Source organism: Pseudomonas sp. fls2-241-TYG-175 (assembly GCF_030209155.1).
Classification (GTDB): Bacteria; Pseudomonadota; Gammaproteobacteria; order Pseudomonadales; family Pseudomonadaceae; genus Aquipseudomonas; species Aquipseudomonas viridiflava.
In genome coordinates, this window is the sequence record NZ_JARVSO010000048.1 from 14,927 (window position 1) to 35,676 (window position 20,750).

Below are 20,750 nucleotides of genomic sequence, written 5' to 3' on the forward strand. Positions count from 1 at the left end.
ATGTGCCCAATCCCTTGCAGATCTGATGAAGCTTGCGTGTTCTATGTTGCAAGACGTGTACCGGGTCGCCTGGGTGTAAGCGCGCGCGGTTTGGTTACTGATTACGTCTTAAAGTTCAACCCCTCAAACGCAAGAAAAATGCTTGAATTTTTCAATTGAGTTGTGCTGGAGTTTTCGCAGAAAACCCTACATGTAGGGTGTGACTGCAGGTCGGGCTACAAGATAATGCGTTTCGGACATCAATTGCAACGTACGACCTGTGGATAAACTTGTGAGTACTTTGTGTATGAATCACCGACATCGCGTGTAGGCCGCATGGCTGCTGCGTCGGACCGTTTGTCACTGATTTTTACAGATGTCATTGGGCTGCAACGGATTTTTGCGGGCGCGAACCCTATCACAGAAAAAGCAGCCTGCAAGGGGCATCTGGCATGTCGTGTGGTTTGCCGCGCGATTGCTACAATCGCCGGACATCCGCGCGATGCGGCGGTGCCTGAATCCGCTATTCGATAACAACAAAAGGAAGCCCTTCGTGGAGCCACATACCTGGCAGGTGCTCATCGTCGAGGACGATCAGCGATTGGCGGAACTGACCTGCGACTACCTTCAGAACAACGGCCTGAGCGTCAGCATCGAAGGCAATGGCGCGCTGGCGGCAGCGCGCATCATTCAGGAACAGCCGGATCTGGTCATCCTCGACCTGATGCTGCCCGGCGAAGACGGCTTCAGTATTTGCCGCAAGGTGCGCGACCGCTACGACGGGCCGATCCTGATGCTCACCGCCCGCACTGACGACACCGACCATATTCAGGGGCTGGACACCGGCGCTGACGATTTCGTCTGCAAGCCGGTTCACCCGCGCGTGCTATTGGCGCGTATTCACGCCCTGCTGCGCCGTAGTGAGGCGCCACAGGTGCCCGCGGCCGAGCTGCGCAGGCTGGTGTTCGGGCCGCTGGTGGTGGACAACGCACTGCGCGAGGCCTGGTTGCGCGAAGAGAGCATCGAACTGACGGGTGCCGAGTTCGACCTGTTGTGGCTGTTGGTGGCCAACGCCGGGCGCACGCTGTCCCGTGAAGAAATCTTCACGGCCCTGCGCGGCGTGGGGTATGACGGGCAGGATCGCTCCATTGATGTGCGCATCTCGCGCATCCGTCCCAAGATTGGCGACGATCCTATCCACCCGCGTCTGATCAAGACCTTGCGCAGCAAGGGCTATCTGTTCGTGCCTGAAGCCGCGCAGGACATGAGCGGCCATGTGTTCAGCGGCTGACCTGTCATGAATTCGATCTTTCTGCGTATCTATGGCGGCATGCTGGGCGTTCTGGTGCTGGTGGCGCTGCTCGGCATGCTCGCGCTGCATGGCCTCAATCAGGCGCGTGGCGAGCAGTACCGCGAGCGACTGGCCCACGGCACGTTCACGGTCATGGCCGATAACCTGATCGCCCTCAACGATGTGGAGCGTCGTCGTGCGCTGGCGGTCTGGGAGCGTTTGCTGGGTATTCCGCTGAGTCTGCAAAGCCTTGAGCAGGCACAACTGGACAGCAGCGCCCGCAGTCGGCTGGCGCGTGGGCAGGTGGTGGTCGAGCAGATCGGCCCGCATGCGGCAAAGGTCTATCGCCAGTTGAGCGACAAGGAGCCGCTGCTGTTGACGGGCGAGGTGCAGCAGATCACCGAGCAACTGGCGAGGGCGACTATTTACCTGCTGATCGATGAATTGGTGCGCTCTCCGGTCGATGAGCAACCGGCGCGCTTGCAGGCGTTGCGGGTCGACAAGGGGTTCGGTTTCGACATGCACCTGCTGGCGCTGGATCAGGCTGATCTGGATGACGACCAGCGTCGCCGCATCTATGAAGGCGACACGGTCATGGCGCTGGGCAAGGGCGGTGACTCGATCCGTGTGTTGGCCGGGATCGTTGATACCAATTGGGTGCTGGAAATCGGCCCGCTGTATCAGATGAATCCCTATCCGTTGCAATGGCTGGTGCTGATCGCCTTGCTGGGGCTGTGTTTCATCGGCCTGGTGGTGTACCTGCTGGTGAGGCGTCTGGAGCGTCGGGTGCTGGCGCTTGAAGCTGCGGCGACCTTGATTGCTCAGGGCAGCCTGCAGACGCGCGTGCCCACTGAGGGCTCGGATTCGGTCGGGCGCTTGGCGGCGGCCTTCAACAGCATGGCTGAGCATTTGCAGCGTTCGCTGATGATTCAGCGCGAGCTGGTGCGCGCGGTGTCCCATGAGTTGCGCACGCCGGTGGCGCGTTTGCGCTTCGGGCTGGAGATGGTCAGCGACGCGACCACGACCGAAGCACGCCTGAAGTACATGCGCGGCATGGACAGCGATATTCAGGACCTCGATAAACTGGTGGATGAAATGCTGACGTACGCCCGGCTTGAACAGGGGGCACCGACGTTGAATTTCCAGCGTATCGATCTGGAGGCGTTGATTGATCAGGTGATTGCCGAGCTGGCGCCGTTGCGCGCTGATGTGCGGGTTTCACGGGGTGAGTGCATCACCGCGGCTGAAGGTGAAACGGCGTGGGTCGAGGCGGAACCGCGGTACATGCACCGGGCCTTGCAGAATCTGGTCAGCAACGCCATGCGCCATGCCGAAACGCAGGTGTCCATCAGCTATCGCCTGGGTGCGCAGCGTTGCCGCATCGACGTGGACGACGACGGCCCCGGTGTTCCGGAAGACGCCTGGGAGCAGATATTCACCCCCTTCATGCGCATCGACGACAGCCGTACACGCGCCTCGGGCGGGCACGGGCTGGGACTGTCGATTGTGCGGCGCATCATCAACTGGCACGAAGGGCGAGCGCTGATCGGGCGAAGTGAAAGCCTGGGCGGCGCTTGCTTCAGTTTGTCCTGGCCACGTACGCAGGCGCCGAGGTGAAGGGTCATCCATCGAAAGATCGCTTTTGTGGGAGTAGTCAGTCAGTTATGTTTGATGAAAGCCAGCTTGAACTTCGTACATCCGCCAGCGACGTCGTGGCACTGCCCGACCTGCTGCACCCCGAGCGGCTGGACGCGCTGCTGCTGAGTCTTTATGGCGCAACGCTCATGCCCAGCCATTTGCCGGTGCTGGTGTCGCAGTGGGCGAAGTATTACTTCATGCAGATCATCCCGGCGGTCCTGTCGGCCAGTCTTCTGGAAGGACGTCATTACGCGCTGCACCTGGATCAGGTCTCGCTGACGCTGGATGAGCGAGGGCTTCCGGTGGGCATCCGGTTCGCAGAAGAGGTCGTCGTATTGGCGCAGGTCGAGACTGATCCGTTCCAGCGCTTTGCCGGTCTGCTCGACGATAATCTGCAGCCTTTCATCACCACGCTAAGCCGTTACGGCGGGCTGGCGAGCAGTGTGTTGTGGAGCAGCGTGGGGGATACGCTGGAAACCTGCCTGACAGAACTCGCCGCAGGCAGCCATGCATCATTGGCGGCAGGGTTCGCCTTGCTGGCTGAGCGCAAACGTCCCGATGGCCGCCTCAATCCGCTGTATCAGACGGTGGCCTATATAACGCAGGCCGAAGACGCCGAACCGCGCAGGCAGCGAAAAGCCTGTTGCCTGAGTTATCAGGTGGAGTGGGTCGGTCGGTGCGAGCATTGTCCGCTGCGCGATTGATCCCAGAAGACAGCGATCCCGATGGCACTGATCAAGCAGGGATCGCGATCAGGCTCAGCAGATGATCGTCCTGCACGCTGAACTGGCCTTCCAGTTCCTTGCCGTGGTGCCATTCGCTGGACAGGTCGATCAGCAGGCGCAGGCGGGCACTGCCGTCCTGCGACCATTCCAGTAGCTCGGCGTGCTCGAAGTAGAAGCGCTGCTGCACGATGGGATAGAGGGCCTTGAACAGCGCTTCCTTGATCGAGAAGGTCAGCGTCACGCGCTGGGCGACCTGATCGTCAGGCCCGTTGGCCATGTCCGCCAGCTCATTGGCCGTCAGGATTTCCCCGGCCAGACGCGAGGCACGGTCGTGGCTCAGCAGATGTTCGGTGTCCAGTCCCAGCCCGCGCCATTGCTGTTGGTGCGCCACGATGGCTGCGGCCCAGCCGGTGCTGTGGGTGATCGAGCCACAGATTTCGCCTGGCCAGATGGGCGCACGGTCTTCAGCGATGCCGGGGATGTACTGACGTCCGTCAAGCCTGCGCAGTGCGTCGCGGGCACACAGACGACCGGCGAGAAACTCGGTCTGACGCTTGGCAACCGAGCGCTGGATGCTGGCAGGTTTGTCGACAGCGGTGTGCTGAAAGTCGCCATCGACCAGCTTGAGCGGATCGAAACGGCCACTGACCAGCACCGCACCGGGTACCGCGTAAGGCAACGGCCAGTGCTGGACAAGTTCGGGACAGCAGGCAGGAAGGGCAGGTGATTGAGTCATGAACGGCATTTTGCCGGGGGATCGCGCTTGAGGGAAGGCTTGCGATGATCCATCCGATGCTCCGCGTCCGCTTTGGAATAGGACGCGGAGCGTCCCGGGCTGCATACCCACGCGGAGCACTCATCGTTATACACAAATCGACCTTGGAGGAATGCGGTATCTGAAAGTGGGAGCGGACTTGTCCGCGAATACTGCGTTTCAGACGCTGCATCTTCGTCGGATGTACCAGTTTTCGCGGACAAGTCCGCTCCCACTGCTGAAATCGTGCTCGCACCAGATGCTCATCGCGACTTGTGTATAACGATGAGCGCGGAGCATGGGCACGATCAGCACACTGACGGTGATCGTTCCTCACGCTCCGCGTGGGAATGCCTCTCAGGACGCTCCGCGTCCGGGCTGGATGCCCACGCGATGGGCACGATCAGCCTGCGAGAGATCAACCAAAGATTTTCTTGAAGAACACCTGCATGTCCGACCACGAACTCTGGTCAGCCGCCTTGTCGTAACCGATGTCCGGGCCGCCGTGTTCGCCATGGCTCAGGCGGTCGGCGTCGGGGTTGGTGAAGCCGTGTTTGGCGCCGTCGATGCTGACGAATTTGTAGTCAGCCTTGGCGTCGTCCATTTCTTTCTTGAAGGCCGCGACGTTTTCAGGCGTCACCATGCTGTCCTTGGCGCCATGTTCGACCAGCATCGGCACCTTGATGCCCGGTTTGGCGGGCGTGTTGGTGACCAGTGCGCCGTGGAAACTCACCACACCCACCAGCGGCTCACCGCGACGGGCTGCATCGAGCACGATTTTGCCGCCGAAGCAGTAGCCAATCGCGGCGATCTTTGCAGGGTCGGTCTGGGGCTGTTTTTTCAATTGCTCAAGGCCCGCATCGAAACGCTTGTCGGCGGCGTCGCTGTCCTTGAGGGCGGCCTGCATGAAAGCCATGGCGTCTTTCGGGTGCTCGGTGTTCTTGCCGTCGCCGTACATGTCGATGGCCATGGCGCTGTAACCCAGCGCAGCCAGATCACGGGCGCGACGCTTGGCGTATTCATTCAATCCCCACCATTCATGAACCACCAGCACGCCGGGGCGCGGGCCTTTTATCGCGTCGTCGTAGGCGTAGTAACCCACCAGTTTGGTGCCGTCGGCACTTTTATAATCGACCTGTTCGGTCTTGATCGCGGCCTGGGCAAGTCCCGCAAGGCCCATCATGATCACTGCCATCCACACGCGCATGTTCAGCTCCTTCTTGAGTGGGGTGTCGCATTGAACGGCAACAATAGCCGATTCGGTGCCATTCAGCGCAGGTTCATGCAGCGTTCAGTCGGGGTTCAGGGCGGCACGCTTACTGTTGAGCCATACCTTGACAGCGTCCCCGAGCGCAAAAGGAGTCCGCATGTTGAACATCAACAAGTTTTTCCTGGCCCTGGCTTTTCTGGGTGGTAGTGCGGCGGCGCAAGCCGGTGATGGCAGAGTCGAGCCGACGCGTATCGAGTTCGGCAAGACCAGCGAACGCCTTGATGATGCCAACGGCTGGAGCCACGAACTGGGCCAGCAGGACCGCAGGAATGTTGCAGTGGGGACGCTTTACTCGCCGCCGGTTTACGGCGTGGTGTCGGGCACCCACAATGGCATGCCCGTCAGCCGTGATATTTTGCTGGGCAGCTATGATGTAACCCGGCATGTGCCTGTGAGCGCTCGGCTGTTGAGTACCGATGCGACGCTGTCGATTCATTCCTGATATTAAGGCTGGGGCTGTGCCTGGGAGGGCTGCATGAAGTTGTTGGTGGTTGAGGATGAAGCGTTATTGCGGCATCACCTGCGGACCCGTCTGACCGAAGCGGGGCATGTGGTCGAAGCGGTAGCCAATGCCGAAGAGGCGCTGTATCAGGTCGGGCAGTTCAATCATGATCTGGCCGTGATCGACCTGGGTCTGCCCGGCATCGGCGGTCTGGACCTGATTCGTCAGTTGCGCACCCTGGGCAAGTCTTTTCCGATCCTGATCCTGACCGCGCGCGGCAATTGGCAGGACAAGGTCGAAGGTCTGGCTGCCGGCGCCGACGACTACGTGGTCAAACCGTTTCAGTTCGAAGAGCTGGATGCGCGGCTCAACGCCTTGCTGCGGCGTTCAAGCGGTTTCATTCAGTCCACCATCACTGCCGGGCCGCTACTGCTGGACCTCAACCGCAAGCAGGCGGCGCTGTCCGAGCAGCCGCTCGCGCTCACGGCCTACGAGTACCGGATTCTTGAGTACCTGATGCTTCATCATCAGCAGGTGGTGCCCAAGGAGCGATTGATGGAACAGCTGTACCCCGACGATGACGAGCGCGATCCGAATGTGATCGAAGTGCTGGTGGGTCGTCTGCGTCGCAAGCTGGACAGCAACATGGCCTTCAAACCCATCGAAACCGTACGCGGCATGGGCTATCTGTTCACTGAGCGCTGTACGTGATTCGCTCGCTTCGCCTGCGCCTGATGCTGGGCGCTGTGACGCTGGCGATCATCTTCATGCTGTTGATGCTGCCTGCGTTGCAGAGCGGCTTCAGCCTGGCGTTGCGCGGCGCCATCGAGCAGCGGCTGGCGTCGGACGTGACCACGATGATTTCTGCGGCGCGTGTCGAGGACGATCATCTGTTGATGCCGTCGGTGCTGCCGGGCGAGCAGTTCAACCTGCCGGGCAGCCGCCTGATGGGCTACATCTATAACCGTCAGGGGCAGATGGTCTGGCGCTCGCTGTCCACCGAGGACCTGGACATCGACTACCACCCCAACTATGACGGGCAGGGCAGTCAGTTCACCAAGATCAAGGAAATCAACGGCGACGAGTATTTCGTCTACGACGTCGAGATTCGCCTGCTGGGTGGCCGCAATGCCGCGTTCAGTATCGTCGCCGTGCAACCATTGCGCGGTTATCAGGAAACCGTCAACAATTTGCGTCAGAAGCTCTATCTGGGGTTCGGCGCGGCCTTGCTGGTGTTGCTTGGATTGTTGTGGGGCGGCCTGACCTGGGGCTTGCGTGCCCTGAGGGGACTGAGTCACGAGCTTGATCAGGTGGAAGCCGGCGAGCGCGACAGCCTGAGCGAAAAACACCCCAGTGAACTGCTGCGTCTGACCGATTCCCTCAACCGCCTGTTGCGCAGCGAACGCGAGCAACGGGCACGCTATCGCGATTCCCTGGGCGATCTGGCCCACAGCCTGAAAACCCCGTTGGCGGTCTTGCAGGGGGTCAGTGAAAACATTGCCAAACGTCCCGAAGATGTCGAGCAGGCCCGCGTGCTGCAATCGCAGATCGAGCGCATGAGCCAGCAGATCGGCTATCAACTGCAGCGCGCCAGCCTGCGCAAGAGCGGGCTGGTGCGTCATCACGTGATGCTGCGGCCGGTGATCGAAAGCCTGTGCAACACGCTGGACAAGGTGTACCGCGACAAGCGGGTCAAGGTCACGCTGGACCTGCCCGAGGATTGTCAGGTGCACATGGAAGAGGGCGCACTGCTGGAAATGCTCGGCAACCTGTTGGAAAACGCCTACCGACTGTGCCTGAGTGAAGTGCGCGTCAGCTTTAGCGCATCGGCGTCCGGCGACGAGCTGTGCATCGAAGACGACGGTCCCGGCGTTCCTCAGTACCAGCGGGCTCGCATCCTCGAACGCGGCGAACGTCTCGATCGCCAGAATCCGGGGCAGGGCATCGGCCTGGCCGTGGTCAAGGACATCATCGAAAGCTACAGCGCACAACTCACGCTGGACGATTCGCCTCTGGGCGGCGCAGCGTTCAGGATTCACTTCATGGCGGAGTAGGTGTGGGGCTGAATGTGACGCTCTGCGTCACGGGCGGGTGCGCAATACCAACCTGTGGGAGGCGGCTTGCCGGCGATGAACGATGACGCGATTTTCCTGAAATACCGGGTCGCCTGCATCGCCGGCGCTTGAGATCACGCTGATCGTTCCTACGCTCCGCGTGGGAATGCCGCCCAGGACGCTCCGCGTCCGCTCTTGAATGTGGCGCAGATGCGTGACCAAGCTCCAGCGTTATCCATGTCATGCGCTCGGCTCACTGAATCCGCAATCTGTGCCATTTGTGACGCAGAGCGTCACGGGATGCATGCCCACGCGGAGTGAAGGGCACGATCAGTGGTGAGGCGGATTTGTGCATAACGATGAGCGCTCCTGCGTGGTAACGCCGCTCAGGACGCTCCCGTACCTGCTACGGCAGGCGGATACCCGCCACTGAAGCCCGGTTTTCAGCTCAATACGGCGGAAAACCGCCATCTCTTTTTCCGGTTTCCGGCTATCGTTACCCCAGCGCCCTTGTAATACGTGGCGTTGATGTCCTTTTGCCTGCATGGCACGCCTATTGCTATCTAACCTGTAGAGGTCTGCCCCGCGCAGCTCGACAAAACAAATCCCTCCAATGCAGGAGGGTTAGCGCTTTATAGGCTCGCGTGCATCCGGTGAAGATGCCGACGACGCCCTTGAGGATAACTGCAATGACGACTCGTCAGCCCATCTACAAATCTCTCTATTTCCAGGTAATCGTAGCGATTGTCATCGGTATCCTGATCGGCCACTTCTACCCTGACACCGGCAAGGCCCTCAAGCCGCTGGGTGACGGGTTCATCAAGCTGATCAAGATGGTCATCGCCCCGATCATCTTCTGTACCGTTGTCAGCGGCATCGCCGGCATGCAGAACATGAAGTCGGTCGGCAAGACCGGTGGTTACGCATTGCTGTACTTCGAAATCGTTTCGACCATCGCCCTGTTGATCGGCCTGATCGTTGTGAACGTGGTTCAGCCGGGCGCCGGCATGAACATCGACGTCAGCACCCTCGACGCCTCCAAGATTGCTGCTTACGTGACGGCTGGTCAGGACCAGAGCATCGTCGGCTTTATCCTCAACGTCATTCCGAACACCATCGTCGGCGCATTCGCCAACGGCGATATCCTGCAAGTGCTGATGTTCTCGGTGATCTTCGGTTTCGCCCTGCATCGCCTGGGTGCCTACGGCAAGCCCGTGCTGGACTTCATCGATCGCTTCGCTCACGTGATGTTCAACATCATCAACATGATCATGAAGCTGGCGCCAATCGGCGCGTTCGGTGCCATGGCCTTCACCATCGGTGCCTACGGCGTGAGCTCGCTGGTGCAGTTGGGTCAGTTGATGATCTGCTTCTACATCACCTGCGTACTGTTCGTGGTGCTGGTACTGGGCGCCATCTGCCGCGCTCACGGCTTCAGCGTCTTCAAACTGATTCGCTACATCCGTGAAGAACTGCTGATCGTACTGGGTACGTCTTCGTCTGAATCGGCCCTGCCGCGCATGCTGATCAAGATGGAGCGTCTGGGCGCCAAGAAGTCGGTCGTAGGTCTGGTTATCCCGACGGGCTACTCGTTCAACCTGGACGGTACTTCGATCTACCTGACCATGGCGGCCGTGTTCATCGCTCAGGCGACCAACACCCATATGGACATCACACACCAGATCACCCTGTTGCTGGTCCTGCTGCTGTCCTCCAAGGGTGCTGCTGGCGTGACCGGTAGCGGCTTCATCGTTCTGGCTGCCACCCTGTCGGCTGTCGGCCACCTGCCGGTTGCCGGTCTGGCGCTGATCCTGGGTATCGACCGCTTCATGTCAGAAGCCCGCGCCCTGACCAACCTGGTCGGTAACGCCGTTGCCACCGTTGTGGTTGCCAAGTGGGTAGGCGAGCTGGACACCGACAAGTTGCAGTCCGAGCTGACCTCCGGTGGTTCCGCGATCCTGGAAACCCGTCCTGAAGACGACCTGGGCGTCGCTGAAGGCCCGACTCCAGCCAACGCTGTGAACACCGGCAAAACCGTCTGATCATCAGGCCATGAAAAAACCCATCTTCGGATGGGTTTTTTTATGCCTGCATTTCAGCAGCAGTTACTCGGTTCGGGTCTCGCCGCTGAACACCAGCGTCTGACGGCAGCGTCTGCACAGGTAGCGTCTGCCTTTGCTGACCATGCTGTGGCGCTGGGCGGTGAAGGGGAAGTCGCTGTCGGCGCACGGGCAGCGATAGATATAGCGCGTCACGCTGCGGCGCTTGACGGCGTAGGTATGGCAACGGTTGGGCGGCAGTTCGTACACGCCGCGCATGATCAACTGCCACTCTTCGCCGTGCGGCTGGATGCTGCCGCCGAACAGCTGGTGGGCGATCAGGTGCGCGACTTCGTGCGGCACGGTCTGGCGCAGAAAGTCTTCGGCGTTTTCCTGATACAGCTGCGGATTGAAGCGCAGCAGATTTTCATGCAGATGGGCAACGCCTGCCTTCTGACCGCGCAGCTTGAAGCTGACGACCGGGCGTTTGAACGTGCGTTTGAAGAAGGCTTCGGCTTGTTGGTAACAGGTTTCGACGCGGGAATTGAGTTGCTCGGGCATGCTGTGTGGCTCTCCAATGCGCCAAGTATGCCGTAATGTGGAGGCCGGCTGAAAACGTCAGCCGCCCGGTGGTCATTTACATAGACGGGTCTGCACTGCAACAGACCCGCTCAGCTCCTGCTCAATTGGTGTATTCCGGACCTATTCCGATGCCCCACAGCACCACGGTAAAAGCCATGATTGCGACCAGCACCACCAGACCGACCGACAGCACGGAACTGGAGAACATGAACCCCTCTTCCGAGGCTATGTTCATGAAGGTCGGCAGGCCGACGTAAAGCAGATAGACCGTATAACAGACCGCTGCAGTCCCGGCCACCATGCCGAGCCACAGGTGCGGGTAAAGTGCTGCCAGTCCGCCGAAGAACAGCGGCGTGGCGGTGTAGGTGGCGAACGCGATGCACTGCGCGAGGGTGGGCGTGGCGTCGTAGGTGCGTGCCATCCAGTGAATGAAACTGCCCATGACCGCCACACCTGCCAGCATGGAAACGTAAGACATGATCGCCATCCAGATAGCGCTGCCATGGGTGAGCATGACCGGTGGCCGCTCGCCGATCACCCAGCCTACCTGCGTGGTGCCTATGTAGGCGGAAACCACCGGGATCGCCGCCAGAATCAGCGTGTGCGAAAGGTACAGGTGGCCGATGGACTCATCCTCGCTGCGGATCTGCTTCCATTCCTGGTCGGGGTGCGTGAACAGGCCCCAGACGTGATGGATCATGAGCGTACTCCTTGATGTTCGGATTCGGCTTCATGAACCAGTATAGAAACCTGAGCTGTCGATAGAACCCAAGGCTTAGAGCGTTTGGCGATTGCCCGGACTCTGTTAATAGCGTGAGGTGCTGAACATCAGGCACGCGTCCATTGTTTAACCCGCTCACGGTTTTGCGTAAAATGGCCGCCTTTTCTCACTGTCATCGTCAGCGGATACCACCAGTACATGGGCACCCTTTCAGTCAATCAGAACAAACTGCAGAAACGCCTGCGTCGGCTGGCCGGCGAAGCGGTTGCCGACTTCAACATGATTGAAGAGGGTGACAAGGTCATGGTCTGCCTGTCCGGTGGCAAGGACAGCTACACCATGCTCGATGTGCTGATGCATCTGCAGAAAGTCGCGCCGGTGAAGTTCGACATCGTCGCCGTGAACATGGACCAGAAGCAGCCGGGCTTTCCCGAGCATGTGTTGCCGGCCTACCTGAAAGAGCTGGGCGTCGAATACCACATCGTCGAGAAGGACACTTACTCGGTGGTCAAGGAACTGGTGCCGGAAGGCAAGACCACCTGTTCCCTGTGCTCACGTCTGCGTCGCGGCACGCTGTACACCTTCGCCGACGAGATTGGCGCGACCAAGATGGCGCTGGGTCATCATCGTGACGACATCGTCGAGACCTTCTTCCTCAACATGTTCTTCAACGGCTCGCTTAAGGCCATGCCGCCCAAGCTACGCGCCGACGACGGTCGCAATGTGGTGATACGCCCGCTGGCGTACTGCCACGAGAAAGACATTCAGGCGTATTCGGATCTCAAGGCGTTCCCGATCATTCCGTGCAACCTGTGCGGCTCCCAGGAAAACCTGCAGCGTCAGGTGGTCAAGGAGATGCTTCAGGACTGGGAGCGCAAGACGCCCGGCCGTACCGAAAGCATCTTCCGCGCCCTTCAGAACGTGCAGCCTTCGCAGCTGGCGGATCGCAATCTGTTCGACTTCACCAACCTGCGCATCGACGAAACCGCCGCCTCGCGGTTCGTCAATGTGGTCAATATCTGAGCGTGATCAGTGGTTGACCGTGAACGCCAGCATGGCTGACAGCTGGCACATCGGTCTGCCGCTTTCGGCGTGCCACTGATTGAACGCGTCCTGCACGATGGCCTGATCGCGTTTGCTGGTCGGCACCCGGTCAACGAGGTTCTGTGCGTTCAGCGCCGCGACGACGTCGTAGCTGGGAATGAAGGTGTCCTTGCCGACCATGCGCAGGAAGCGTGGCGCGGACAGTCCGCCCATCTGGTTGCCGTGCTTGGCCAGGTATTGCCAGAGGCCGGTGATGTTATCGACCGGCCACTGGGCGATGAACTGGCCGAAACTGCCGTGTTCCTGCTCGATGTCCAGAATCAGCTGCGCGTTGCGCGGCACGCTCTTGAGTTTGCCCAGATGGCGAATGATGCGCGCGTCCTGCATCAGACGTTCCAGGTGATCGGCCCCCATCAGCACGACTTTTTCCGGATCGAAGCGAAAGAACACCTCTTCGAACGCGGGCCACTTTGAGTCCACCAGACTGTGCTTGAGGCCTGCACGAAACACGCGCAAGGCCAGGGTCGACAGGTAGCGGTCGGCGCCGATGGCTTGGAGTTGTTTCGGTGTCTTGGGGGTTGGCAGGTGGGCTTCCAGTGCTTTGGCGGAGCCGAAACGGTTCAGGCAGTACTCGTTCAGCCATTTGTAATCGTGCATCGGTTCTCCAAAGGACAGTCAAAAGGCAGGTCGAGGCTTCAGACCTGCGGCGGCGCTGCAAGTTTGCGGTTTAGCTGAAAGCGCCAGCGTACGTAGAGCAGCGTGCTGATGAACACCGCGACGCTGAGTGCCATTTCCAGCAGGCCGAACAGCCAGCGATTCGGGTCAAAAGCGGCGAGTGCGCCCTTGATGAAGTACAGGTTGATCACAAAGCAGGTCCACGAATGGCCGCGTGGACTGCCGCTGAGCATGCCCGGCACAAGGATCAGCAAGGGCAGCAATTCGATGGCCAGAATCACGCCCGGTCGTGCACCGTGCAGATCAGCGAATATCAGGTAATACACCGACAGCAGCGCGATCATGCCCAGAAAACCGATCAGGCTCGCTGCCCGACTGAAACGCACCCGCGACTCCAGCCATTCCCTGGCCGGTAGCGCCTTGGGCGTTTTAGCCACGCGGGGTGTCCAGTTGCAGGGCGATTTTCGCCAGACGCTGGCCCTGTGCGCGACACAGATCGGTTTCGTGGCGGTCCAGCGGGCGTTTGCCGTCGGCACCGGCGTGATGGCTTGCGCCGTAAGGCGTGCCGCCGCCCGTGGTTTCCAGCAGCGCCGACTCGCTGTACGGCAGGCCCATCACCAGCATGCCGTGGTGCAGCAGCGGCAGCAGCATCGACATCAGCGTGGTTTCCTGACCGCCGTGCAGGCTGGCGGTGGACGTGAACACGCCGGCAGGCTTGCCGACCAGTGCGCCGGTCAGCCACAGATTGCTGGTGCCATCGAGGAAATACTTGAGCGGCGCGGCCATGTTGCCGAAGCGGGTCGGGCTGCCCAGCGCCAGGCCCGAGCAGTGCTTGAGGTCATCGAGGGTCGCGTACAGCGCGCCGTTTTCCGGAATGCTCGGCGCGGTCGCTTCGCAGTCGGCGGAGATGGCTGGAACGGTGCGCAGCCGAGCTTCCATGCCGCCCATCTCGATGCCGCGGGCGATCTGGCGGGCCATCTCGCTGGTAGAGCCGTTTCGGCTGTAATACAGAACCAGAATGTAGGGCGTGCTCACGGCAATAGCTCCAGAACGTTCTCGGGTGGGCGGCCAATGACGGCCTTGTCGCCAACGACCAGAATCGGCCGTTCGATCAGTTTCGGATGGGCGGCCATGGCGGCGATCAGTTGTTCGTCGCTCAGACTCGCGTCGGCCAGGTTCAACTGCTTGTAGTCATCCTCACCGGTGCGCAGCAGTTGTCGCGCGCTGATGCCCAGCTTGCCGAGAAGTTCGCGCAGTTGGGCGGCATCCGGTGGGGTTTCCAGGTACAGGACGACGTCGGGACTCAGGCCGCGGGCCTGAAGCAGTTCCAGCGCGCCGCGGGATTTGGTGCAGCGCGGGTTGTGATACAGCGTCAGATCGGTCATTTGCAGGTCGCATCTTGCAGGGAGTGACGCGTATTCTACCCACGCGACGGCACTGTTCGACATATCGGGCGGTCAATAGTCGTATTCGGGTCATAAGTAACCGGTCTTCAGAGTCGAGGAAGGAAGCACAGATGGTTAGGCGATTGGCAGCAGCGGTGGCACTTGTCGGCAGTATGCTGCTCAGCGGATGTGGCGCGGATCTGGGCATGGACCAGAACGGCCAGAAGGTCGCCAGCGACCGGATTGACGGTCATTGGCTGGTGGTGAACTACTGGGCCGAATGGTGTGGTCCGTGCCGCGTGGAAATCCCGGAATTCAATCAGTTGTCCGAGCAATTGAAGGACAAGAAGGTCACGGTGCTGGGCGTCAACTTCGACAACCTGCAGGGCGACGAGCTGAAAAAGGCCGCGAACGCTCTGGGCATCAAATTCACCGTACTGGCACAGGACCCGGCCGAGCACTACGACCTGCCACCTTCCGAAGCGCTGCCGGTGACCTACATCATCGACGACAAGGGCAAGATGCGTGAGCAGTTGCTGGGCGAGCAATCCGCCGCCACCGTGATGCAGAAGCTCAAGACATTGCGCGGGGAAGGGTGATTCTCCGCGGTTGATCGTTCCGCACGCTCTGCGTGGGAATGCCTATTGGGACGCTCCGCGTCCAGCAGTGGTGAGTCAGTAAAACTTCTGGCGCCTGACCCAATGGGACGCGGAGCGTCCCGGGCTGCATACCCACGCGGAGCATGGGCACGATCAGCGCGTGGGATATCACTGATCGTTCCTCAGAGCATGGGCACGATCAGCGTACTGACGGTGATCGTTCCTCACGCTCTGCGTGGGAATGCCTCTTGGGACGCTCTGCGTCCAGCGGTGGTGGGGTCGCCGCAGTCTTATCAGCTCTCTTCCAGCCAGAACCGCAACGGCTTGCCTTCGGCGGGCCACAGGCGCAGTTGCTGGATCGGCGAGATGTCCCAGCGCTGGACGCTGGACATGGATTTCAGGAAGCGTTCTTCCTGTTCCATCAGCGCCGGTGCGCACATCTTGCGGGTTCTGCCCAAGGCGCCGAAGCTGATGGTGCCGTCGCGCAGGCTGTAGGGCGCAAACCAGTGGTTGCACCCGGCATTGCCGTAGGCGCGGCCGTCGGCACCCAGGGTCATGGTCAGGCGGCTGTTGTCGATCAACGGACGTTCGCCGATCCATTCCATCACGTAACTCTGATCCTGCCGAATGGCAGGCGCTTGCGTCGAGCAACCCGCCAACACTGCGCTACCGATCAGGCTTGCCAGCAAAAACTGTTTCATGCCGCCTGCCCCTGGCACTTCCTGCAGAGGTGCTTCTCGCCTTCGGTTTTCCAGCCCAGCTCTGCAATGCGTGCAGTGGCAGCAGGTTTCTGCGCCTTGACGCCCAGCTTGCTCTCGACCATGAATTCGAACTTCAACTCGGCGTTGCAGCTGTCGCAATGGACCTGCCACTCGTGGATCGCCAGTTCGTCGAATACCGGGCCGTGTGCAACGGCGACCCATTGGCCGGCCGGGTTGATCAGGTGCCGGACTTTTTCGACCGTCAGGCGCATATAAAGGCTTTTGCTGCCCTTGATGGTCACCAGCAACTGGTCGTTGTTGTGGATCGAGCCGCCGTTGCCGGTGACCTGGTAGCGACCAGGCCCCAGTGTGCGGCACTCGGTCAGGGTGTGTTGCGGGTTGAGCATGCTGTAGCGGAAATCGTGTTCGACCATGGGTCCTCCAAAATTGCGCGCATCCTAACACGCAGCGACGCGAGGTTAACCCTCTACCCGATTCTGCGGCGTGCCTGCCGACCAGGCGACGATGTTGTCCAGTGTGGTGTGGGCGATGGCACCCAGCGCTTCCTTGGTCAGGAATGCCTGATGCGCGGTGACGATCACATTGGGGAAGGTCAGCAGCCGCGCCAGCACGTCGTCCTGCAGCGGCAGGTCGGAACGGTCGGCGAAAAACAGCTGGGCCTCCTCTTCGTACACATCCAGCCCCAGATAACCCAGTTGACCGGTCTTGAGGGCATTGATCAGCGCGGGGGTTTCCACCAGTGCGCCACGTCCGGTATTGATCAGCATCGCGCCGGGTTGCAGGGTCGCCAGCGACTGTTCGTTGATCAGGTAGCGAGTCTGCTCGGTCAGCGGGCAATGCAGGCTGATGATCTGCGCCTGGGCCAGCAGGTCGGGCAAGCTCAGGTATTGCGCGCCCAAGGCTTCAACCTCGGGATTGGGGAAGGGGTCATGGGCGAGCAATTTGCAGCCGAACCCGGCCATGATTTTCGCGAAGGTCGCGCCGATCTGCCCGGTGCCGACGACCCCGACGGTCTTGCCGACCAGATCGAAGCCGGTCAGGCCGTGCAGGCTGAAATCGCCGTCGCGGGTGCGATTGCAGGCACGGTGCAAGTGACGGTTGAGCGACAGGATCAGCGCCACTGCATGTTCGGCCACGGCATGTGGCGAATAGGCCGGAACCCGCACCACGCTCAGCCCCAGACGCAGGGCAGTCGGCAGGTCCACATGATTGAAGCCGGCCGAGCGCAGGGCGATCAGCCGTGTGCCGCCCGCCGCCAGTCGTTCCAGTATCGGGGCGCTCAGGTCATCATTGATGAACGCACAGACCACCTCATGACCTTCGGCCAGTGCGGCGGTCTCGATGGTCAGGCGAGCGGGCTGGAAGCTCAGTTCCAGTCCGTCCGGCAGGCGCTCGGCGAGGAAGCTGGCGCGGTCGTATTCCTGGCTGCTGTAGATGAGTACACGCATTGGAAGGTCCTTTTGCGGAATCAAAACTTGATTGTTCACGCAGATATTGCGGTGCTTGCCTGGGACGCGGAGCGTCCTGAGCTGCGTTCCCACGCGGAGCGCTCATCGTTATACACAAGTCCGCAAGACGCGCAAAACGGGGGCCAAAACGAAACTGACTGACTGAATGCATACCCCTTGGTCGCAGCGAGACTCGGGTGTAACGCTGAGCACAAGCATGGGCATGATCGGCGTGCTTGAGATCACGCTGATCGTTCCCACGCTCTGCGTGGGAATGCCTCCCAGGACGCTCCGCGTCCGCTCTCGAATGTGGCGCAGATGTCTGCCCACGCTCCAGCGTTATCCGCGTCATGCGCTCGGCTCACTGAATCCTCAGTCTGTGCCATTTGTGACGCGGAGCGTCACGGGATGCATGCCCACGCAGAGCGATGGGCACGATCAGTGTTGAGGCTGACTTGTGTATAACAATGAGCGCGGAGCGTGGGGAAGATAAAAGTTTCTTAATAATCAAGCCGTTACCCGCGCTTCAGCCTCAAGGCGGGTAATGGCCTTGTCCAGGTCGTCCAGCGCGTCTTCGGTGTGCGGTGCGTTCTGTTTGAGCAGGGTTTCGGCGCGCTGGCAGGCGGTGCGCAGTTGCGGAACACCGCAGTAGCGCGTCGCGCCGTGCAGGCGGTGGACGCGTTCGATGAGGCCTTGAATATCGTCGTTGGCACGCGCCGCCCGAATGGCTTCGCGGTCGGCGTCCAGCGAGGCCAGCAACATGGCCAGCATGTCCGCCGCCAGATCGGGTTTGCCAGCCGCCAGACGCAGCCCTTCTTCGTGATCGAGCACCAAGGGGCCGACGTGGGCGTTGGAGCTTTCGGTCTGGCGTTCCGGTATCGGATTACGCAGCGCCAGCCCGGTCCACTTGAGCACCACCTGCGCCAGTTGCCGTTCGCTGATCGGCTTGGTCAGGTAGTCGTCCATGCCGCTTTGCAGCAGCGAGCGTTTTTCATTGGCCATGGCGTGGGCGGTGAGGGCGACAATCGGCAGCGAGGTCTGATTGCGCTCGGTCTCCCACGCGCGAATCGCTTCGGTGGCCTGACAGCCATCCATGCCCGGCATCTGCACGTCCATCAACACCAGATCGAACGCTTCCTGCTGCACCGCGCTGACCGCCGCGTAACCGCCGTCCACCGCCACGACCTCGGCGCCCATGTCTTCGAGCAGAGTCTGCACCAGCAACAGGTTGGCCGGGTTGTCGTCGACGCACAGTACACGCGGCGCGCGGCTCGACAGGGGCAGGGCGACATCGGTGCGAACGGCCCGTGGTGCGATCAGTTCGGATAGCGCCTTCTGCAATTTGCGGTTGCACGCCGGTTTGGCCTGCAACTGGGTGTACACATCATGCACCGACATCTGGAACAACGCATGCTCGGTGGTCGGGCACAAAACCATCACCTTGCAGTTGAGGTTTTCCAGGTCCCAGATGTGTTGGCGCAGCCGTTCTGGCGAAATCTCCAGCGCTGTCACGCCCAGCACCACCAGGTCGATGGCCTGCGGCGTTTCATGCGCTGCGGTCACGCCGTTGAGCAGGTTCTCCAGATTGTTGAAGACCACGGTCTGCAGTCCGCAGTCTTCCAGTTGATGTTCCAGCGCCTGCCGCGCCAGATCGTGATGTTCCAGCACCGCCGCACGCAGGCCTTCCAGAGCCTGATTGGCGGTTTCTTCCCTGTCCTCGCGCGCCTTGGGCAGGTTGAGGCTGATCCAGAACTCCGAACCCTCGCCCGGCGTGCTGTCGACGCCGATCTCGCCCCCCATCTGCTCGATCAGACGTTTGGAAATCACCAAACCGAGGCCGGTGCCACCCGGTTGCCGGGAAATGGAATTGTCGGCCTGGCTGAAGGCCTGAAACAGCGCCCGTACATCCTGGCTCGACAGACCAATGCCAGTGTCCTGCACGCTGATGCGCAGTTGCGCGTGCTCTTCGGTTTCCTCCTCAAGCATGGCGCGGGCGACAATCGTGCCCTGACGGGTGAACTTGATCGCGTTGCTGACCAGATTGGTCAGGATCTGCCGCAGTCGCAGCGGGTCGCCCGACAGCGCCAGAGGCGTATCGCGGTACACCAGACTGACCAGCTCCAGCTGTTTGGCGTGGGCGGCCGGGGCAAGAATGGTCAGGGTGTCCTGCAGCAGGTCCCGCAGGTTGAACGGAATGTTGTCCAGCACCAGCTTGCCGGCCTCGATCTTCGAGAAGTCGAGAATCTCGTTGATGATGCTCAGCAGGTTGTCGGCGGATTTTTCGATGGTGCCCAGGTAATCGTACTGGCGCGGGGTGAGTTCGCTTTTCTGCAGCAAGTGGGTGAAGCCCAGAATGCCGTTGAGCGGCGTGCGGATTTCGTGGCTCATGTTGGCCAGGAACTCGGATTTGATCCGGCTGGCTTCGAGCGCTTCCTTACGCGCCAGATCCAGTTCGATGTTCTGGATTTCGATGGTTTCCAGATTCTGCCTGACGTCCTCGGTCGCCTGATCGATGCTCATCTGCAGTTCTTCCTGTGCATTCTGCAGGGTCGCCGCCATGCGGTTGATGCCGGAAGCGAGTTCATCCAGTTCGCGGCTGCCCAACGGTGGCAGGCGCGTCTCCAGGTTGCCATCCTTCAACTGCGACACGGCCTGCTTGATCTGGCTCAGCGGACCGTTGATGGTGCGGCTCATGCGCACCGCCAGAATGGCCGTGAAGGCCAGTCCGGTGAAAATCAGCAGCAGGCTGGCGAACAGGCTGCGATAGCCTCGCAACAGCGTACCGTTGTGGGATATTTCCAGTTCGACCCAGCCCAGCAGTGTGTCGGCTTCGGCGGGGATGATCGGACTGGTCAGGTGACGCTGATGACCGAACACCGGCAGCAGATAGCGCGTGGCGTCATTGCCGGACGAGTTGAGCAATTGGGTGCTGCTGCCGATGGGCGAGGGGCTGATCATGGTCGGCCCGGCATGGGCGAGTACGCTGCGGTCGGTGTCCAGGAACGACACGGCGCGCACGTCGGCTTGTTCAAGGGTCTGGGTCGCGATGCGCGTAAGCAGGATCCTGTCCTTGCGACCCAGCGCATTGGCCGACAGCGGTGCCAGATCCTGCGCAATCATCTCGCCGCGCTGCAACAGCTGGCTTTGCAGCTCGTACAGCTGCATCCAGGTGAAATAGCCACCCAGCACCGCCGCCATCAGGCTGGCGGGCAGAATAGTCAATAGCAGTACGCGGCCTTTTATACCCAGCTTGTTCAGCACGCTCTTTCTCCAGCAACCGGTATCAGTCCGTCGATTTCAGGCAGCAGTCGCCTGGCCCTATCGGCACGAGGGGATGAGTTTAGCCATTTAACGGCAGAGTGGGCACATTAGTATTGCGGGC

The 20,750-nt window shown here is 60.7% G+C and carries 21 protein-coding genes; 9 read left to right on the top strand and 12 right to left on the bottom strand.

The window, feature by feature from the left end; all coding sequences use genetic code 11:
- The first annotated feature begins 532 nt into the window (after positions 1 to 532).
- Genes QRN20_RS24635 through fhuF form a run of 3 tightly spaced genes read left to right on the top strand, consistent with a single transcriptional unit; the run spans position 533 to position 3,612 of the window.
- Positions 533 to 1,270, top strand: a complete 738-nt coding sequence (locus QRN20_RS24635) for a response regulator (protein WP_285361452.1) — start codon at positions 533 to 535, stop codon at positions 1,268 to 1,270.
- A 6-nt stretch (positions 1,271 to 1,276) separates the two neighbouring features.
- Positions 1,277 to 2,887 carry an ATP-binding protein gene (locus QRN20_RS24640; RefSeq protein ID WP_285361454.1) on the top strand — a complete coding sequence of 537 codons (1,611 nt, stop codon included), beginning with the start codon at positions 1,277 to 1,279 and terminating at the stop codon, positions 2,885 to 2,887.
- Positions 2,888 to 2,934: 47 nt separating this feature from the next.
- Positions 2,935 to 3,612, top strand: a complete 678-nt coding sequence (gene fhuF / locus QRN20_RS24645) for a siderophore-iron reductase FhuF (RefSeq protein ID WP_502942245.1) — start codon at positions 2,935 to 2,937, stop codon at positions 3,610 to 3,612.
- 31 nt (positions 3,613 to 3,643) lie between these two features.
- Here the strand turns inward: fhuF and QRN20_RS24650 are convergent, their stop codons facing one another.
- The gene (locus QRN20_RS24650; RefSeq protein WP_205853421.1) at positions 3,644 to 4,369 is read right to left on the bottom strand and encodes a 4'-phosphopantetheinyl transferase family protein; all 726 of its coding nucleotides are present in this window, start codon (positions 4,367 to 4,369) and stop codon (positions 3,644 to 3,646) included.
- Between the two features lie 436 nt (positions 4,370 to 4,805).
- Positions 4,806 to 5,594 (bottom strand): dienelactone hydrolase family protein, encoded by a 789-nt coding sequence (locus tag QRN20_RS24655; protein ID WP_004887304.1) that lies wholly within the window; start codon positions 5,592 to 5,594, stop codon positions 4,806 to 4,808.
- Between the two features lie 160 nt (positions 5,595 to 5,754).
- On the opposite strand from QRN20_RS24655, the gene QRN20_RS24660 reads away from it, so the two are divergent.
- The 4 genes from QRN20_RS24660 to QRN20_RS24675 all read left to right on the top strand — a co-directional run bounded on the left by QRN20_RS24660 (position 5,755) and on the right by QRN20_RS24675 (position 10,195).
- Positions 5,755 to 6,099: a hypothetical protein gene (locus QRN20_RS24660; protein ID WP_004887302.1), complete on the top strand. Its 345-nt coding sequence runs from the start codon at positions 5,755 to 5,757 to the stop codon at positions 6,097 to 6,099.
- A 33-nt stretch (positions 6,100 to 6,132) separates the two neighbouring features.
- The gene (locus tag QRN20_RS24665; RefSeq protein WP_004887300.1) at positions 6,133 to 6,810 is read left to right on the top strand and encodes a response regulator; all 678 of its coding nucleotides are present in this window, start codon (positions 6,133 to 6,135) and stop codon (positions 6,808 to 6,810) included.
- The gene (locus QRN20_RS24670) at positions 6,807 to 8,153 is read left to right on the top strand and encodes an ATP-binding protein (protein WP_004887298.1); all 1,347 of its coding nucleotides are present in this window, start codon (positions 6,807 to 6,809) and stop codon (positions 8,151 to 8,153) included. Before QRN20_RS24665 ends, QRN20_RS24670 begins: the two co-directional genes overlap by 4 nt.
- Positions 8,154 to 8,842: 689 nt before the next feature.
- Positions 8,843 to 10,195 (top strand): dicarboxylate/amino acid:cation symporter, encoded by a 1,353-nt coding sequence (locus QRN20_RS24675; RefSeq protein WP_004884198.1) that lies wholly within the window; start codon positions 8,843 to 8,845, stop codon positions 10,193 to 10,195.
- 63 nt (positions 10,196 to 10,258) lie between these two features.
- On the opposite strand, the gene QRN20_RS24680 is transcribed toward QRN20_RS24675, so the two are convergent.
- The gene (locus tag QRN20_RS24680) at positions 10,259 to 10,753 is read right to left on the bottom strand and encodes a SprT family zinc-dependent metalloprotease (protein ID WP_004884196.1); all 495 of its coding nucleotides are present in this window, start codon (positions 10,751 to 10,753) and stop codon (positions 10,259 to 10,261) included.
- 121 nt (positions 10,754 to 10,874) lie between these two features.
- The gene (locus tag QRN20_RS24685) at positions 10,875 to 11,474 is read right to left on the bottom strand and encodes a Yip1 family protein (RefSeq protein WP_004884193.1); all 600 of its coding nucleotides are present in this window, start codon (positions 11,472 to 11,474) and stop codon (positions 10,875 to 10,877) included.
- Between the two features lie 219 nt (positions 11,475 to 11,693).
- On the opposite strand from QRN20_RS24685, the gene ttcA reads away from it, so the two are divergent.
- A complete protein-coding gene (gene ttcA, locus QRN20_RS24690; RefSeq protein ID WP_025993790.1) occupies positions 11,694 to 12,518 on the top strand; it encodes a tRNA 2-thiocytidine(32) synthetase TtcA in 825 nt (274 codons plus the stop codon).
- 6 nt (positions 12,519 to 12,524) lie between these two features.
- On the opposite strand, the gene QRN20_RS24695 is transcribed toward ttcA, so the two are convergent.
- The 4 genes from QRN20_RS24695 to arsC are packed head-to-tail and all read right to left on the bottom strand — an operon-like array spanning position 12,525 to position 14,599.
- Entirely contained in the window at positions 12,525 to 13,196 is a 672-nt protein-coding gene (locus QRN20_RS24695) for a DNA-3-methyladenine glycosylase I (protein WP_029242373.1), read from the bottom strand.
- Between the two features lie 38 nt (positions 13,197 to 13,234).
- A complete protein-coding gene (locus QRN20_RS24700; protein WP_122410118.1) occupies positions 13,235 to 13,651 on the bottom strand; it encodes a DUF2069 domain-containing protein in 417 nt (138 codons plus the stop codon).
- Complete coding sequence (gene wrbA, locus QRN20_RS24705) at positions 13,644 to 14,249, bottom strand: NAD(P)H:quinone oxidoreductase (protein WP_004884184.1); 606 nt, start codon at positions 14,247 to 14,249, stop codon at positions 13,644 to 13,646. The genes QRN20_RS24700 and wrbA overlap by 8 nt, the downstream gene beginning before the upstream one ends.
- Positions 14,246 to 14,599 carry an arsenate reductase (glutaredoxin) gene (arsC, locus tag QRN20_RS24710; protein ID WP_004884183.1) on the bottom strand — a complete coding sequence of 118 codons (354 nt, stop codon included), beginning with the start codon at positions 14,597 to 14,599 and terminating at the stop codon, positions 14,246 to 14,248. Before arsC ends, wrbA begins: the two co-directional genes overlap by 4 nt.
- A gap of 131 nt (positions 14,600 to 14,730) precedes the next feature.
- Here arsC and QRN20_RS24715 point away from each other — a divergent pair, with 131 nt between their 5' ends.
- Positions 14,731 to 15,198, top strand: coding sequence for a TlpA family protein disulfide reductase (locus QRN20_RS24715; protein ID WP_058432039.1), 468 nt, complete (start codon positions 14,731 to 14,733; stop codon positions 15,196 to 15,198).
- A 293-nt stretch (positions 15,199 to 15,491) separates the two neighbouring features.
- Here QRN20_RS24715 and QRN20_RS24720 read toward each other — a convergent pair whose 3' ends face one another.
- The 4 genes from QRN20_RS24720 to QRN20_RS24735 form a co-directional block, all read right to left on the bottom strand.
- Complete coding sequence (locus QRN20_RS24720) at positions 15,492 to 15,899, bottom strand: META domain-containing protein (protein ID WP_057407961.1); 408 nt, start codon at positions 15,897 to 15,899, stop codon at positions 15,492 to 15,494.
- The gene (locus tag QRN20_RS24725; protein ID WP_004884177.1) at positions 15,896 to 16,333 is read right to left on the bottom strand and encodes a hypothetical protein; all 438 of its coding nucleotides are present in this window, start codon (positions 16,331 to 16,333) and stop codon (positions 15,896 to 15,898) included. Before QRN20_RS24725 ends, QRN20_RS24720 begins: the two co-directional genes overlap by 4 nt.
- A 45-nt stretch (positions 16,334 to 16,378) precedes the next feature.
- Positions 16,379 to 17,368, bottom strand: a complete 990-nt coding sequence (locus tag QRN20_RS24730) for a 2-hydroxyacid dehydrogenase (RefSeq protein ID WP_122509278.1) — start codon at positions 17,366 to 17,368, stop codon at positions 16,379 to 16,381.
- A 507-nt stretch (positions 17,369 to 17,875) separates the two neighbouring features.
- Positions 17,876 to 20,629: a response regulator gene (locus tag QRN20_RS24735; RefSeq protein WP_058432041.1), complete on the bottom strand. Its 2,754-nt coding sequence runs from the start codon at positions 20,627 to 20,629 to the stop codon at positions 17,876 to 17,878.
- Between the last annotated feature and the right edge of the window lie 121 nt (positions 20,630 to 20,750).